This is a genomic window from Argonema galeatum A003/A1 (genome assembly GCF_023333595.1).
Classification (GTDB): Bacteria; Cyanobacteriota; Cyanobacteriia; order Cyanobacteriales; family Aerosakkonemataceae; genus Argonema; species Argonema galeatum.
Genome location: NZ_JAIQZM010000027.1, coordinates 26,761 through 43,245 on the forward strand (window position 1 = coordinate 26,761; position 16,485 = coordinate 43,245).

10 protein-coding genes are annotated in these 16,485 nt (G+C 45.1%); 5 read left to right on the forward strand and 5 right to left on the reverse strand.

The annotated features are described in order from the left end of the window. Nucleotides 1–5: 5 nt before the first annotated feature. Entirely contained in the window at nucleotides 6–458 is a 453-nt protein-coding gene (locus tag LAY41_RS23370) for a DUF3531 family protein (RefSeq protein ID WP_249103400.1), read from the reverse strand. A 13-nt stretch (nucleotides 459–471) separates the two neighbouring features. Then, nucleotides 472–1,518 (reverse strand): Sll0314/Alr1548 family TPR repeat-containing protein, encoded by a 1,047-nt coding sequence (locus tag LAY41_RS23375; RefSeq protein ID WP_249103401.1) that lies wholly within the window; start codon nucleotides 1,516–1,518, stop codon nucleotides 472–474. 313 nt (nucleotides 1,519–1,831) lie between these two features. On the opposite strand from LAY41_RS23375, the gene LAY41_RS23380 reads away from it, so the two are divergent. The 3 genes from LAY41_RS23380 (at nucleotide 1,832) to LAY41_RS23390 (ending at nucleotide 3,967) form a co-directional block, all read left to right on the forward strand. Further along, nucleotides 1,832–2,506 (forward strand): ABC transporter ATP-binding protein, encoded by a 675-nt coding sequence (locus LAY41_RS23380; protein WP_249103402.1) that lies wholly within the window; start codon nucleotides 1,832–1,834, stop codon nucleotides 2,504–2,506. Nucleotide 2,507: 1 nt separating this feature from the next. Then, entirely contained in the window at nucleotides 2,508–3,317 is an 810-nt protein-coding gene (gene rsmG / locus LAY41_RS23385; RefSeq protein WP_249103403.1) for a 16S rRNA (guanine(527)-N(7))-methyltransferase RsmG, read from the forward strand. Between the two features lie 176 nt (nucleotides 3,318–3,493). Further along, nucleotides 3,494–3,967 (forward strand): tetratricopeptide repeat protein, encoded by a 474-nt coding sequence (locus LAY41_RS23390; RefSeq protein WP_249103404.1) that lies wholly within the window; start codon nucleotides 3,494–3,496, stop codon nucleotides 3,965–3,967. A gap of 108 nt (nucleotides 3,968–4,075) precedes the next feature. Here LAY41_RS23390 and LAY41_RS23395 read toward each other — a convergent pair whose 3' ends face one another. From LAY41_RS23395 to rpiA, 3 genes are all read right to left on the reverse strand, one after another. Continuing rightward, the gene (locus LAY41_RS23395; protein ID WP_249103405.1) at nucleotides 4,076–4,840 is read right to left on the reverse strand and encodes a superoxide dismutase; all 765 of its coding nucleotides are present in this window, start codon (nucleotides 4,838–4,840) and stop codon (nucleotides 4,076–4,078) included. Between the two features lie 524 nt (nucleotides 4,841–5,364). Then, on the reverse strand, nucleotides 5,365–11,334 hold the full coding sequence (locus LAY41_RS23400; protein ID WP_249103406.1) for a choice-of-anchor D domain-containing protein: 5,970 nt from the start codon (nucleotides 11,332–11,334) through the stop codon (nucleotides 5,365–5,367). Nucleotides 11,335–12,405: 1,071 nt separating this feature from the next. Then, complete coding sequence (gene rpiA, locus LAY41_RS23405; protein ID WP_249103407.1) at nucleotides 12,406–13,119, reverse strand: ribose-5-phosphate isomerase RpiA; 714 nt, start codon at nucleotides 13,117–13,119, stop codon at nucleotides 12,406–12,408. 168 nt (nucleotides 13,120–13,287) lie between these two features. Between rpiA and LAY41_RS23410 the strand changes: the two genes are divergently transcribed. Together LAY41_RS23410 and LAY41_RS23415 are read left to right on the forward strand one after the other, a co-directional pair. After that, complete coding sequence (locus LAY41_RS23410) at nucleotides 13,288–15,930, forward strand: tetratricopeptide repeat protein (protein ID WP_249103408.1); 2,643 nt, start codon at nucleotides 13,288–13,290, stop codon at nucleotides 15,928–15,930. 73 nt (nucleotides 15,931–16,003) lie between these two features. Then, nucleotides 16,004–16,282: a DUF3288 family protein gene (locus LAY41_RS23415; RefSeq protein ID WP_249103409.1), complete on the forward strand. Its 279-nt coding sequence runs from the start codon at nucleotides 16,004–16,006 to the stop codon at nucleotides 16,280–16,282. The last annotated feature ends 203 nt before the right edge of the window (nucleotides 16,283–16,485 follow it).

Here is a 16,485-nt window from a genome sequence, read left to right on the forward strand (position 1 = left end):
TTTCGTTAGTTATCATCGTAATCTGAAGGAGATTCGCGTTTTTCGGGAATCGGCCAATCTTCATTTTTGCCACCGACGAGCAATTTCTCAATGTTAACAAATTCCTTGCTTAACTGTTTGAGGGCGTTGATCAGGATGTCGAGTGCGATCGCATCGGTGGTTCCCAAATCAATCCAGCAACGCCCCCACGTTCCCTCATATTCAAAATCAGCCATATTGTGCATCAACGCCATCATGCTACTTTCAGCTGCATCTTCGTCATAATCCATGTAGCTAAGTTCCAAACCAGTTTCCTGAACTTGGAGATTTTCAGCATTAAATCCTCCCAGTTTGCCCAAGAAAAACCAGGAATCGAAAACCTCTTCCACATACTGTTTTTCTGCTGGTGAAGGAACTGTACTGAACTCCAGCCATATCCACAGATCGAACTGATTATACTCGCGGAACTCTACCTGCATTGAACTCTACCATCTAATTTAAATTTGGCAATTGACTAACGATCGGTCCCCACTTACCATTAAGCTGTCTGACCCGTTCTCGCATAGCGCTGCAATTGCGCTCTTTTCGATCGATCTTACTTTGATTTCGGCATTGTTCGCGAACAAGTTGTGCAACCAAGTCTTTCGGGAGTTGAGCAGATTTTGTCACAGCATTTTGGAAATGCTCTTTAGCTTCCTGATTTTTATCCATCCCAACCAGGATTTGGGCTTTTAAATAGTGTAACTCTGGATTGTCAGGAGTATTTTTGAGAGCAATATCGACATATTGCAGCGCCCGGTCATACTTTTTGAGATCGCGGTATCCGACGGCCATTCCCCGGTAAGCTAGATAGGCAGGAGCTGCTTTTTCTAAACGTTCGATCGCCTGCTGTGAGTCGGAAAAAGGCAAATTTACTGCAATAAGCAAATCCATCCAGCCTTTGAGTAAGTTGAGTTCTGGATCGTTCGGTGCGATTTTCTCAGCAGCGTCCAGTTCCCCATACACCTGTTGCAACTTGCTCAAAGCTTGCGGCGCACCTTTGAGTGTGCCATTCTCTCCCAGAATAGCAGCAGCCTCTAAACCATAACTGACAGCCTTGTAGAGATTGCCGCGCAAAGGGTCGGTTGCTTCCAGCTGTGCCGCAGTTTCGCGAGTTTTAACGGCGTCGGATTTTAAGGATGCCAACAAAGCCTTATTCTCCCGATCCCCCTGCCAGTCAGTGTAAGCTAACGATGCCCTCATAGCATAGACCAGAGGCTCAGAAGGCTCTTTGGATTGAGCTTCTGGTAGGTAACGTTCTGCTGCCTCCTTATAATTTCCATTTTTAAACAAGGCGTTGAAAGCAGCTTCTGTGGCATCTCCAATTGGTTTGGGGTTGCTGGTGCGAAAGGGATCGCCAGCTAAAATTGGGTTTGCCCACAGGCAAAAAGCGATCGCGCCAGCACCGACGAGATGCCATCTGGCACGCCCTGCGGGGTGCTTGCGATACGCTGAGGTGGAGGCAGAAACAATCAATTTGGTACTGGGAAACAAATCCATAATCGCTTCTTTGCTAAAACATCCCTTCTGATAATGCCAAAGGTTATGGCAGTTAGCTACGACGCAAAGACAGATTATCCGTTCCAGGTTATAGCAGTCTCCAATAACTGTGTTTGTATAGCTAGGGACTAGGGGCTTTCTTGCTAGGGGCTAGGGACTAGGGGAAGAAGGGGCGTGTTTCAAGGGTTTGGTGGAATTAAGAACGTCGTAACTGCCGAGAAGGTTGCTATACTCAGCACTCAGCACTTTGCTATACCGCCAAGCTCGACAAGTCTGTCACAATATGGAAAGTATGGTTCGTCTTTTTTACTGAATGCTTTATCTACGAAATTTAAGTTATCACCCCCCAGCCACTCCAACGGCTATTTTGAAATCCATTAACCTGGAATTAGCACCGCAGGAAATGGGACTTGTTATCGGCCCCAGCGGTTCTGGCAAAAGTACCTTATTAGAAATATTAGCTGGGTTGAGTGAAAGTACGTCTGGCAAGGTATTCTGGCGAGAACAAGAACTCATCGCCGAACAACTGCAACAGCTAGGTGGATTGGTATTTCAGTTTCCCGAACGGCATTTCTGCGGCAGCACTATTTTGGAAGAACTGCGCTTAGGACATCCAGAATTAGGTTCCCAGCGGGTCAAAGACGCTTTAACGGAAGTCGGACTCGATCGTTTATCGCTGAATACTCCCCCCCACTCATTAAGCGGCGGTCAACAGCGACGCCTTGCCCTAGCAGTCCAGTTAATTCGTCAACCCCATTTGCTACTGTTAGATGAACCTACCGCCGGACTAGATTGGTCGATGCGGCGTCAGTTGGTAAATCTATTAGCTAAACTTAAAAATCACTGGAGTTTGTTTGTAGTGACTCACGATGCTGGCGATTTGCTAAGTATAGCAGATAAATGCTGGATAATCGATCGCGGCGAACTACAATCCGTTGACCCAGCTACACTCAAAGCAAAAGCAGAACAACCGCAGTCAGTTGCCTGAAATGAATTCTGACTTAACCGAAAACTCAACACTCAACACTCAAAATGATTCTCTGCTGCCAGAGATGGTTTCGGTGTGGCAAGAAACGCTTTCTTGGCAACCGAATGTCGAACAGCAAGAGTTATTTCAGCGTCTTTACGAATTGATTTTGCTGGGAAATCAGCAGCTGAATTTGACTCGCATCACCGGGCCGATCGAATTTTGGGAAAAACATCTTTGGGATTCTCTGCGAGGGATTAGGGACTGCGAAAAAGGCAAATTTAAGATGTCAGATTTAAAATTGGCAATTGAAGAAAACAAGGTTAAATCTGACATCACCAACCTCCAAGTTATCGATATTGGCACGGGTGCAGGATTTCCGGGGTTGCCAATTGCGATCGCCCAACCGAATTGGAATCTCACCCTTCTAGATTCCACCCGCAAAAAAATCGCCTTTCTGGAAACTGTCATCACCGAATTGGGAATTAAAAACGCTACTACTTTGACTGGTAGATCTGAAGAAGTAGGAAAACAACGGCAACACCGAACATCCTACGACATAGCTTTAATTCGAGCCGTTGGTTCCGCATCAGTCTGTGCGGAATATGCACTGCCATTGCTAAAAGTCGGTGGTTTAGCAATCCTTTATCGCGGGAACTGGACAGCCGAAGAAAACTCTTCCCTCCAAGCAACAGTTGAACGGTTGGGTGGTACAATTGAATCAACAGAGCAGTTTACAACTCCCTTGAGCAAAAGCGTGCGTCACTGCTTGTACTTACGGAAAATTGAGTCCCCAAACAAAATAAAAAATGTAAAATTAAAAATAAAATAGGTTTTAATATCATGTCCGGTTGCATCGATTGCCTAAAAAAATCACTCTCTTATCTGTGTTCATCTGTGTTCATCTGTCTTCATCTGTGGTAAAAATTTAACCCCCAATTCCAACAGACAATTTCCCGTATCACTCTTACACTACCAATGCAAACGGACACGATATAAAATCAGATTATGGCAAGCACAACCGTTAAGGCTACAACTTTATTGTTCGCTTTCTTACTAAGTAGCAGCATCGTTTACCCAGTCCTAGCAGAGACAGCTTATCAACGCTGGTTGCGAATGGCTGAAACTGCCAGAAAAAGAGGCGATTACGATACAGCTTTGACTAATTATCAACGAGCGGCAGATGCCAGTCCCAATGGCCCAAACGATAGCGATATCAATACAGCTATCGGTCGCGTTTTGGCACAAAGACTGCAAAGCTTGCAACGCATTGCCCCTAATTATGCCAGATACGTCAGAGTAGCAGATGAGGCTTACTCTAACGGCGAATATGACACTGCTATTGCTAATTACAGAAGGGCGTTAAACGAACGGCGTGGCGATCGCTATGCTACTGTGAGAATTCAGCAAGCCGAATGTATCAAAAAGAATCGACCTGCTACGGGTGCCCAGTTTAGAACATTTGGCTGTCCCAGCTTTTAAAGCTGATATTAGGTACGTAGTTGCGCTTTAGCGCTCTTATCCCAGTTGTAATAAAAGCGCTAAAGCGCAACTACGTACCCTGAAGGCTTTGAATGAATTACTTTACTTTCAAGCACTGGCTTGCGCCAAGCGTTTGTTGATTTCATCCCAGTTGAGAACATTCCACCAGGCATTTAAATAATCAGCGCGGCGATTTTGATATTTGAGATAATAAGCGTGTTCCCAGACATCGTTGCCCATGATAGGATAGTTACCGTCGATTAGCGGACTATCTTGGTTGGCTGTACTAATTACCTGGAGTTTGCCGTCTTTGCTGCGAACCAGCCATGCCCAGCCGCTACCGAAACGCTTAGCCCCAGCATCGTTAAACTGTTGTTTGAAGGCGGCGAAACTGCCAAAATTAGTTTTAATGGCGTCTGCGATCGGGCCAGTCGGTTCCCCACCGCCATTTGGTTTCATGATTCTCCAGAACATACTGTGGTTGAGGTGACCGCCGCCATTGTTGCGAACGGTGGTGCGAATATCCTCCGGGACGGTATTGAGGTTTTGCAGTAATTCTTCGACAGTTTTACCTTTGAGTTGGGGATGCTTTGCGATCGCATCATTCAAGTTTTTCACATAAGCCGCATGGTGCTTATCGTGATGAAACTCCATCGTTCGAGCATCAATATGCGGTTCCAGAGCATTGTAGGCATAGGGTAAAGGCGGCAACTCAAACCCACCTGTATTTTGGGCAACATTCGTCGTACTCCCTGGGGTAGATTTATCTGAGGTTGCCGTTATATTGTCACCAGATGCGATACAAGCACCCATGCTGACAGCACTGACACTGGCTCCCAGTAAAAATATGAAATGGCGGCGTGTAAGAGTCATAAGCAACACCAGATAATCAATTAATCGAGTTAGTTATCAATTTTATCTTCTTATAGCGTTCGACTTCATTAATTTTTTTGTTAAATTAACTGTCAGAGCGATCTGTACTTTAGGTAGCCAATGTTACCTTAAGAATTAAAAATACCAAATTAAACTTATGATATTATGTCCGGTCGATTAGGGATAGTTATTAGCAGTTCCCGATCTAATAGAGTACATTTTAAGTAGGGGCTCCGGGGCGTTCGCGTAGGGGCGCGGATGCGCTCAGCGTGCCGCAGGCATTAGCATTCGGGTAGTAAATCTTCCGTTTTAACCAATAAATTATATGCCCGAATGCGGAGCCCCTAGCCCCTAGCCCCCTCCCCAGATTTATGGCTTAACCGACGAGAGCGGTTGCTATAATTGCGATGCCTCGCTACGGCCAGGTAGAGCGAGGCATCGCAACTACAGACCTTCTAAAGTTTTATCATCCGATCGTCTAAAACCAGATCGCCACTTTTGCCAAATCTGGTTTTAGCTCAATCTTAGACAAACCTGAAGTCGCCGAACAGCGGGTCAACGTTGTTGGAAGTACGCATAATATTCACAGCACCACCGATCGCAGACGCATTCGCGTCGTAACCCAAAATACGCTGGCTGGAACCATTCGTGTATACAAAGAAAACTGCACCTGCGGAAGTACCGTTCTGAGAAGCCAATACTGTATCTACCTCAGCAAGCGTATCCACACTAGCATTTGTCGCAAAGTAAATCAGCTTCTTATTACTGATGCTATCCCCACCAGCTCCCAGATTCGTAACGCTTGTAGAGTCCGCAGCAGAGAAAGCAGAACCAGATACGATATTTCCAAAGTTTGCTTTATTAAACTGAAGCTTATCCTCACCTTGAGTGTAACCATTAATTACATCCAAAGCATTATTTGTGGGAACGTTAGTCCAAGCGATATTATCAAAGCCACCACCAGGACTGATGGTATCAGAACCGGCATCATTTTGCTGGATATTGTCAGTCCCATTATCAGCTCCGGTGATAGTGCTGTTAGTTCCGTCCCAGTCATTATCCCGGATCGCTATTTGAGCAGTCGTATCTGTTCCCAGCGTATAACCAGCAGTTGCCCCTGTAAGAGTCAATATTATCGTTTCATTGTTCTCAATAGTTACAAAATCATCCCAAGGTCTTACCCTGATCCTCGCCTGAGTTTGATTGGCTGGGATAGTGACGGAACCACTCATTGGATTGAAGGTAAGAGTCGCGCCACCTGTACTATTATTAGACGCTTCGTAATCATCAGTAAGAGGAGCATTATTAAATGTAGCCGTTCCTCCTACAGAAAAATTCACTGTTACACCCCCCGCTGGTGCAGCAGTGTTAAGGGTGATAGCAAATTCACCGTTGTCTCTACCAGTTTCGCGCGCGATAGGGTCAAGTGTATTTGTAATACTAACTGACGGAGGTACTACTGTTGCTTTGATCAGAAAATTAAATGGTTCTTCATCGCTATCATTGTTACTAAAAGATAGCTCTCCTGCCGGAGTACCAACAGTGGTAGTATCGACTCTTACCTGGAAAGTTGTTGATTGGCCAGAAGCTATATTCGTGCTGCCAAAACCGCTAAGTAAAGTAAATTTAGCTGGCAAGTTGATAGTCGGATTTAGAGTTAAATCACCAATACCCAAATTCCTAATCGTGAAGGTTTTCGTAAGAATTGTATTCTGAGGAGTACTGCCAAAGTCAAGCGGGGTTGCGCTGTTGTCAGCAACATCAAAAGTACCATCAAGTACCTGTATTTCCGGGCTGGGATTCACCGTTGCTACAATCGGAAAATTAAAGGGATTTTCATCGCTATCATTGTTGCCGATTTCAAAAGAGCCTTGAGGATTTCCAACAGTAGTAGCGTCGAGTTTGACATCGAAAGTTGCTGAGCCACCAACATCTATACTTCCTGGGAGAGTTCCCACCAAACTGAAATCTTGAGGTAACTTCCAACCACTCAATTTTAGGACATCGTTGCCCGAATTCTTGACTGTGAATGTTTTGATAATGGGTTTTCCAGCAGTAGTACTGCCAAAATTAATCGCTGTGGCGGTGTTATCGGCAATGTTGTTACTATCCGGATCGAGAACTTCTATTTCCGCACTTGATGCCGCTGTACCGTTTACCGTGCCAGCGATCGCAAAGTCAAAAGGATTTTCATTGCTGTCGTTGTTGCCGATCGCCAAAGTTCCTTGAGGAGTACCAGCAGCAGTAGCATCCATTTTGATTTTGAAAGTAGCTGAACCCCCTGCTGTTAAATTTCCCGGTATAGTTTCCACCAAACTGAAACCTGCTGGCAAAGTCCAGCCATTTAAGTTCAGCACATCTGTACCTAAATTTTTGACCGTGAAGGTTTTAGTAACGGGTATTCCTACACCAGTCGTGCCGAAGTTAAACGCTGTAGTATTGCCATCGGGGATATCGTTACTTTGCTCGTCTAAAACTTGTATTTCTGCATTTGATGCCGCTGTCCCGTTTACCGTTCCCGTAATCGCAAAATCGAAGGGATTTTCATTGCTGTCGTTGTTGCTAAGGGCTAAAGTTCCTTGGGAAGTCCCAGCAGTAGCTGCATCGAATTTGATATTGAAAGTAGCAGATCCTCCCGTCGTTACACTGCCAGGGAGATTGCCAATAAAACTGAAACCTGCTGGCAAAGCCCATCCGGTTAAGTTAAGCACATCTGTGCCTAAATTTTTGACCGTGAAAGTTTTAGTAATTGGTGCGTTAATTGCGGTAGTACCAAAATTAAACGCCGTTGCATTGCCATCGGGAATATCGTTATTTTGCTCGTCCAGAACTTGAATTTCTGCATTTGATGTTGGCGTACCGCTTACCGTTGCGGCAATGGCAAAGTCAAAGGGGTTTTCATCGCTATCGTTGTTGCCAACCGTTATAATTCCTGGGGTAGTTCCCGCAGTAGCCGCATCAAATTTGACTTGGAAAGTAGTTGAACCGCCACTGCCTACAATTCCAGGTAGGGTGCCGATAAAACTAAATCCATTTGGTACACTCCAGTTACTCAAATCAAGTGCAGCACCACCTAAATTTTTGACTATGAAAGTTTTGGTAATGGGTACACCCAGAGGAGTCGTACCGAAGTTTATGGGGGTTGTAGTTCCATCAGCGATGTCGCTATTTCCATCCAAAACTTGAATTTCTGGACTTGTTGGCGGTATGGGAGTTACCGTTCCAGCAATGGCAAAGTCAAAGGAATTTTCATCGCTGTCGTTGTTGCCAATTGATATATTTCCTTGGTAAGGATTACCAGTAATAGCTTCCAATCTGACATCAAAAGTAGCTGAACTTCCTGCGCCTATACTTCCAGGCAGAGTTCCCACAACGCTGAATCCGGTTGGCAATGTCCAACCGATCAAATTAAGCGCCGTATTACCCAAGTTTTTGACAGTGAAGGTTTTGGTAATGGGTATACCAACAGTAGTCGTGCCAAAGTTAATCGGCGTTGTGGTGTTATCAATGATGTCAGTACTGCTATCAAGGACTTGAATTTCCGCATTGGTTGCGGGTGGGTTGACAATTCCGCTGATGTTGAAATTGTAAGGATTTTCATCCGCATCGTTATTGGCAAAGGAAATGGTAGCGTTATAACTACCAGTGTTAGCAGCATCAAGTTTCACATTGAAGCTTGTTGTGCTACCCGGAGTTAGAGTTGTGATTGCGAATGGATTAACCAGAGTGAAACCTGTTGGTAAACTGCTAATTGCACCGAGGGTCAGGTTAGCAGTACCTAAATTCTTGACGATGAAGGTTTTTGTCAGAGGCGTGCCAACAGTAGCCGTACCGAAATTAACGCTTCCCGTATTATCGGGTATTGTTATTCCCCCATCCACGACATCAATTTCTGGGCCGTTTATGGTGATGGGGCTATCATCATTTATAATCGTGTAAGTGGCTGTTTGCTGACTGCCAAGAGTTGCGCCACCTATGGGAGTAGCTAATCTCAGGTTAATCGTTTCATCCGGTTCAACAGTGGTATCTCCAACAATGGGGATGCTGACAGTTTTGGAAGTTTCAGCATTGTTAAAGGTAATTGTAATCGGGGAAATGTTGATGTAATCGCTGCCGTCGGTAGCACTTCCAGGTGGATTATCTAACTGTACTTGGGCGCTGACTACGCCATCGCTTCCGCCTGTACGTTGGATGGTGGCAACGATTTTGTTGGGTGTGCTGCCGTTACCTTCGTTGTCGCTGTAACTGGCGGCGGTAAATGATAGATTTCCCGGTTGACCAGTGCTGGGTGATTGGGAAAAGTCGTTATCTACTATGGTGAGAATGGCGCTATTTTGCGAACCAATTATTGCGCCTCCGGTGGGGTCGCTTAAGTTTAAGCTAACGCTTTCGTTACCTTCAATAATTGTGTCATCAAGGATGGGAATGGTGATAACTTTGGGGGCAGTATCTCCATCTGTCCAGCTAACTAGGATGGGGTTATTGCTGAAGTCTGCGGGTGATACTAAAGGTGGGGCGCTGCCGATCGCATTACCACCGTTGACTAGCACTCTTACACTTACCGCACCGCTACTACCGCCACTGCGTATTACTGTGATTAATGAGAAGGGTGTGCCATCTTCACTAACACCATAGAGAGGGTTACTCAACTGAAGGGTGCCTGCGTTAGATAGCGATGTACTGTTACTATCTACAATTGTGATATCAGCTACTTTGGGCGATGCAATAGTGGCACCGTTGTTGGGAAAACCCAAGGCTATGTTAAATGTCTCGTCGCCTTCTAGAATAGAATCGCTGACAATGGGGATAATTAAGGTTTTTGCTGTTTCTCCAGGGGCAAAATTCACCTGGATAGGGGTGGCGTTGTAGTCAGAAGCTGCTTTGGTAGTGGCGTCGGTTAAAAACGCGATCGCACTTACTGCTTCTTCAAGACTGCCTGTGCGAGTTACCGTTACTAATGTTTCTGGTCTGCCGTCTTCTCTCACCCGGTATGTCGGCTGACTAAATTGTAAGTAGCTGTCTATTCTTATCGTAGAATAGGTAAAGTTAGCCTTAGTAAGGGTGCTGCTATTTACCCCTTTCAAATTCACCAAAAACTCTCCGGTGCCTTTGTCCTGAATTAGGGTATTGCCTGCATTTTCACCGCTTCCTTGAAAGATGTTTAGGTCGTCAAAAGTTAGTCCACCACTTAAGCCAATTAAATCTAAACCATCGCCAAAGTCTGCGATGTAGTCGGCATTACTAATGTTGAGGCCACCTGTAGTGCGAAAACCTGGGACATCATCGCGTCTGCCAATAACAAATACATCGTCGCCGCTACCGCCGCTGAGGCTATCTGCGCCTAAATCTCCCCACAAAACGTCGTTGCCTTGGTCGCCATAGAGTAGGTCGTTGTCTTGACCTCCCCAAATGGTATCTTTACCTTGTCCGCCGCGAACTATGTCTTGACCTTTATTGCCGTAGACTAAATCTGAGTTTTCGTTGCCGTTGATGATGTCATTGCCGCCTAAACCGCAGATAGTATCGTTACCCTGTCCGCCAAAGAGGACGTCGTTGCCATTAAGGCTAGAGTTTATGTCTATATCGCCGAATAATAGGTCATCACCTTGGCCACCTATGGCGGTGTCATCACCTAAATCGCCATAAACGGTGTCGTTACCTTTGTCGCCAAATAACAAGTCGTTGTTCTGACCGCCGCGCACAAGGTCGTCGTTTTGACCGCCACAAATAGTGTCGTTGCCTTCGTTGCCGTTGATAATATCTGAGTCTTCGTTGCCAAATAAGAAGTCGTCGCCACCTAGACCGTAGACGGTATCGTTGCCTTTTCCGCCATATAAAACGTCGTTGCCATCTAGGTTAAAGTCTGTATTTATTCCTTCATCACCAACTAATAGGTCATCTCCCAAGCCACCCTCGGCTGTGTCATCACCTAAATCGCCATAAACGGTGTCGTTACCTTTGTCGCCAAATAACAAGTCGTTGTTCTGACCGCCGCGCACAAGGTCGTCGTTTTGACCGCCACAAACTGTGTCGTTGCCTTCGTTGCCGTTAATAATATCTGCGTCTTGGTTGCCAAATAGGAGGTCGTCGCCACCTAGACCAAAGATTTCGTCGTTGCCTTCTTCGCCATATAAAACGTCGTTGCCATCTTGGTTAAAGTCTGTGCCTAGATTTCGATCGCCAACTAATAGGTCATCTCCCACGCCGCCATAGCCGGTGTCGTTGCCTAAATCGCCATAAACGGTGTCGTTGCCTAAATCGCCATAGACGATATCGTCATCTTTTCCTCCCCGCACAAGATCGTCGTCTTGCCCTCCACGAACTAGGTCTCTGCCTTGGTTACCGTTGAGGATGTCTGAGTTCTCGTTGCCGTTAACAATGTCGTCCCCTTCCATCGCAAAAATGGTGTCATCCCCTTCCATCGCAAAAATGCTCTCAGCCTGGGATGAGCCATCTATAATGTTATTGCCAAAAGTTCTGTTAAAAGCGACCAATTTTTTATAGCCTCACAGGTAGACACACTAAAACAAAAGCATTTTTTCACTAGGCGATTCCGATTGAAATTTCCATGCTAATTGGATACACTTCTGAATCGCATTTGTATTTTAATGTAGATACTGTCTAGCCCCCTGACATATGTTATTTTACCATTTAGTCTCCTATTGTTACCAGATGTTATTAAATTTTTATTAAAAGTTCATATTTTTTTCACATATTTTAGGCAAAAATGATAGATTGTATTCTCTGCTTAATTAGAAACCGCTTTAACAATAACCATATACAATTGGTTTTTTAGGAGTAAGGCGGTTGTGGGGCCCTAATAAAATATTTTCCCTGCATTGGGTTTGCAGTTTTGATGCAAACAGAAGCGATATGAGCAGACGATCGCCTGCTACCATGCCAAGTATTTCGTCAAAGTAGCAGGTTTATTGTCGTTTCATAAGTAAAACTACTGACTATTATTATTCGTAGCTTAGCTTACCCCACTTAAGTAGTTGAATTATCATTTTACGAGATTTTACGCCTAATGGCAGATTTTTCGGCACTTTTTGTTGAGATTTGCAACAAATGTGTTATAATATAAGGTTTTGAGAGCGATCGCGCCGGTAGCACGCTGTATAGACCGCCTGTTGGAAGCGATGTCCGTAGGTAAAGCTTTCTGGAAGTTGTAGGTTATACACCATCAGGGTTTACGCACCCATACTCCGTTATGCGATCGCCTGCTACCAATATCCTGTAAATGCACCTAGCCAGAAAATTACTGTCCGGCGTTCCGGTCAAAACAACCAATTTCTTCAAGCCACAAGGGGAAAGAACACCAACTGTACTGCTACCTTTAACTTACCCACCCAAGAGGCCGATCGTATCACTAAGGAAATTTTAGGTTTAGTCGGTAGTCATTAGTCATTAGTCATTGGTATTTGTAAGCAATGGTTAACGGGAGTTTTTAACTAATGACTACTGACTTGTACGGGCGAAGCATTCGGGGCCATAAATTGTGGACTAAAACTCGATCTTTCTTGCCCGAATGCTTCGCCCCTACTGACTGACTAATGACGACCAGATTAGGAAATCTCGCGCACGCTGGGCTGCCCATCTTTGACTTCGCCTACCAGCACCAAATTCGTGACGCCTACGAATAAGCCATTTTCCAAAACACCGGGAATGTTATTGAGCGTTTTTTCCAGTTCGGCTGGGTTGTCAATAGTGTCAAATTTGACATCAATTACCATGTTGCCTTGGTCGGTAATCACCGGACCAGCTTTTTTGACGCCCATACGCAATTCTGGCTTACCGCCCAGTTTTTCAATGGCACGCATTACGGGTGCGTATGCCATCGGTATCACTTCCACTGGTAGCTTGAAGGTAGATCCCAGTTTGTCTACCAGTTTGGAACTGTCCACAACTACAATAAACAGGTCGGCTAGACTATCCACGATTTTTTCGCGGGTGTGGGCGGCACCGCCACCTTTGATTAAATTGAGTTGGGGGTCAACTTCATCAGCGCCATCGATCGCAATATCAATCCGATCGATCGCATCCAGTGTCGTCAGTGGAATCCCGTACTGTTTAGCCAGCACTTCCGCCTGAAACGATGTGGGGACGCCTATGATATCTTTTAATTCCCCAGATTTAAGGCGATCGCCCAAAAACTGGATCGCGTAAGCTGTAGTAGATCCCGTCCCCAGTCCCACTATAGAACCTGACTGTACGCGGTCTGCGGCGGCTTTGCCAACTTGCTGTTTCATCAACGTAGTGGCGTCTATTTCTGCACTCATTACGAAAACTCCTTTTTGGTAATTGGTCAGTGGTCAGTGGTCAATGGTCAGTGGTCAGTGGTCAGTGGTCATTCTCTCCCCATCTCCCGACTTGACCTCACAAATTGTCAATCACAGATTAGAATTAACTCCAGCGTTAACTTTACCGCGTTGAGGGCAGCGTCAAGGATGCAATCGGAACTTCATTCACCCCAAACAGCTAAAAACTTCTGCGAAACTGGTAACCAGCTCAAAAGCCAGGGAAAATTAAATGAGGCGATAGAAAGCTACCAAAAGGCGCTGGAAATTCAACCAGACTACGCCCAGGTACATCACGAGATCGGTGAAGTTTATTTGCTGCAAAGGAGATTCCTTGAAGCGACAGCATCCGCCAAACTCGCCCTGAAGCTGCAACCGGACTTTGCCCTAGCATACAAGACTCTGGGCAACGGTCTGCAAGCTGAGGGCAAGATAGAAGAGGCTTTGGGCGCTTACTCCAAGGCGCTGGAGATCGACCCGGAGTTTGCAGAAGCCCTTGTCAACAAAGGTACAATGCTTTCTAAGCTGGGTCAGCCTACTGAAGCGATCGCGTACTATGAAAAAGCGCTCGCCATCAAACCAGAGATGGCAGCTGCCCACTGGAATATGGGAAATGTTTTAATGCAGCAAGAACGGTCAGATGAGGCAGTTCCTTACTGGCAAAAGGCTTTAGAACTCAAACCACAACTCCTTAGCGCCGAAAGTCTCAACGATCTGGGAACGGCTGTAGGGAAAAAGGGCAAGTGGTCAGAGGCTAGAGGATATTACAAACGAGCGATTCAACTAAAACAGGATTACCCCTTAGCACACTTTAACTTGGGTACAGCGCTCAAGCAAGAAGGCCAGATCGAAGAAGCGATCGGCCATTTCCAAAAAACTATCGATCTCAAACCGGATTATGCGGAAGCCTACAACCAGTTAGGCAATGCTTTTGTAGAACAAGAGCGGTTTTTTGAAGCGATCGTCCAGTACCAGAAAGTACTTAAACTTAGACCAGACTCGGCGCGGGCTCATTATAACATCGGCGCGGTTCTGGCGCAACAGGATAAGTTTGAGGAAGCGATCGCCCAGTTCCAAAAAGCGATCGAGCTGCAACCCGACTTGGCCGAAGCTTACTATAACATCGGCATGGCAGTACAGCGGCAAAGTTATCAACAAGGCGAGCTTAATGCCGAGAAGTTCAAATATGCAATAAACACCCTTCAGAAAGCCATTGAACTCAAACCCGATCGGCTGCTTGCCCATTTGTGTATGTTGCATTTAATCAGCGTCCCTCCCAATAATTCTAATTTTGGGATTTTAAGAGAAGCAGCGGATAATTACATACTCAATTGTGGGGAAACCGGCCAGCTAATTGCTGCCGTGACCTTTATCAACACTTATATCAAATCCGGCCTAAATCAAATTGCCAGAGATAAATTTTTGGAAATAGAACCACTAATTTACAAGCGCCTGAAAGAATTGAAGCCAGAAGAAATAACAATTGTCTACACCCAAGTATTATTTAATATCAACTACTTGCGGGACGATATAGAGGCTAATTTGAGACTGGCTAAACTTATAGGCGAACAATATGTCGAAAAAGTGATCGATGCAAAGCCAAGTCAAATTTCCCATATTCAGCCCAAAGAGCGGGGTTCAAAATCCTTAAGAATAGGCTTTTTATCCAGTTACTTTGTCAGACATTCTGTAGGCTGGTGCAGTTATGACATCATCCGAGAAATGTTCAACCTGACGCAGAACGTCTATTTGTATGCCACAGGCGATCGCAAACCCGATGATAGAACTAAGTTGTTTGAACAAGCTTGTACAAAACTATATAGACCCATAAAATATCTAAACGGCGCAGCCGATACTAACGATCTGATCGAGCAAATCTTACAAGATAAAGTGGATATATTAATCGACTTGGATTCTCTCACAGTGCCAATTCAAGTCGATATTATCCATAAAAAACCAGCGCCAATATGTATGACGTGGTTAGGATTTGAAGCACCATTTACAGATGCGACTAATTACTTCCTATGTGACCGGCACACGCATCCTGCTGGCGTAGAACAATACTACCGCGAACAGTTAATCCGTATGCCAGATTCATTTGTGGCAATTTCTGGATTTGAATGCAACGCCGTGAATCGAGAAGCTGCCAGAAAAGGCTTGCGGATAGCTGAAGATCAGGTAGTCTACCTGTGCGTTGCGCCAGCATATAAATTGAATCCAGAGTTAATCAAAGCTCAGATCGAAATCCTCAAGCGCGTCCCAGATAGCGTGTTGATATATAAAGGTCATACTGGCGATCCTGAAGTAATTAAATCGGCTTATCAGAAAGGATGCGAAGAAATTGGCGTTGGGTTTCACCGCCTCAAATTTGTGTCGATAAGCAAGACAGAAGAAGAACATAGAATGATTTACAAAATTGCGGACGTTTTGCTCGATTCCTACCCTTATAATGGTGGGACGCATAACCTAGAAGCGTTGTGGTTTAATCTCCCAGTGGTAACTAGATATGGCGATCCGTATCTTTCTAGGATGGGGTATTCTTTCCTGCAAACGCTCTTCATTTCATCTGGTGCGGCTAAGAGTTGGTCAGAGTATACAGATTGGGGAATTCAGTTGGGTAATAACCACGATTTAAGGCTGTCAATCCGAGAGCAACTGGTGCAATCTAAACAGCCAGAAACTTTATCAACGTTGTGGAACCCGAAAAAGGTTGCACAAGATATGTACGCGGTTTTTGAAGAACTTTTAGCCAAGCATATCGCTGCTGCTAATTCAATGACAACTGACAACTGACAACTGACAACTGACAACTGACAACTGACAACTGACAACTGACAACTGACCACTGACCACTGACCAATGACCAATGACTAAAGAACAGCAGCATCCGCAATATTGGGCCGATCGCAAAATCGTTGATAACCTTTTGTCAGGACAGCCAAATGACTACAAGCAAGCCGAATTAGCGCGACTAAAAATTCGCTACCGTGGCTTTCCAGGCGCTCCAGATATCCAGAAAGACTTAGAAAAAGTTCTCCAAAAGTGGGATATGAGCGAAGAACAGCTTTATGAAATTACTCGCAAAATTCATGAAAAAGGCCAAGTTTATAAAACTCGAAATAGCGACACCGAGGATTGGGCATAATTCCACCCTCGTGACCGTGCTGGAGCGCGGTCACGTCTGGTGTCATAGTTAAATCTTAGGTATGTTGTTGCGCTTCAGCGCTCTTTAAGATAGCGCTGAAGCGCAACAACATACCTAAGAAGTACCCTCGTCACCCATAGTGGAGGCAGAGCCTCTAACAACAGCATCTGGTCATGATAAAATTTATAGTAGTTTAAAAACGT

Bases quoted from the DNA above. Each gene is read 5' to 3' on its own strand.
- LAY41_RS23370 (WP_249103400.1), bottom strand. From the start codon at position 458: ATGCAGGTAGAGTTCCGCGAGTATAATCAGTTCGATCTGTGGATATGG.
- LAY41_RS23375 (WP_249103401.1), bottom strand. From the start codon at position 1,518: ATGGATTTGTTTCCCAGTACCAAATTGATTGTTTCTGCCTCCACCTCA.
- LAY41_RS23380 (WP_249103402.1), top strand. From the start codon at position 1,832: ATGCTTTATCTACGAAATTTAAGTTATCACCCCCCAGCCACTCCAACG.
- rsmG (WP_249103403.1), top strand. From the start codon at position 2,508: ATGAATTCTGACTTAACCGAAAACTCAACACTCAACACTCAAAATGAT.
- LAY41_RS23390 (WP_249103404.1), top strand. From the start codon at position 3,494: ATGGCAAGCACAACCGTTAAGGCTACAACTTTATTGTTCGCTTTCTTA.
- LAY41_RS23395 (WP_249103405.1), bottom strand. From the start codon at position 4,840: ATGACTCTTACACGCCGCCATTTCATATTTTTACTGGGAGCCAGTGTC.
- rpiA (WP_249103407.1), bottom strand. From the start codon at position 13,119: ATGAGTGCAGAAATAGACGCCACTACGTTGATGAAACAGCAAGTTGGC.
- LAY41_RS23410 (WP_249103408.1), top strand. From the start codon at position 13,288: ATGCAATCGGAACTTCATTCACCCCAAACAGCTAAAAACTTCTGCGAA.
- LAY41_RS23415 (WP_249103409.1), top strand. From the start codon at position 16,004: ATGACTAAAGAACAGCAGCATCCGCAATATTGGGCCGATCGCAAAATC.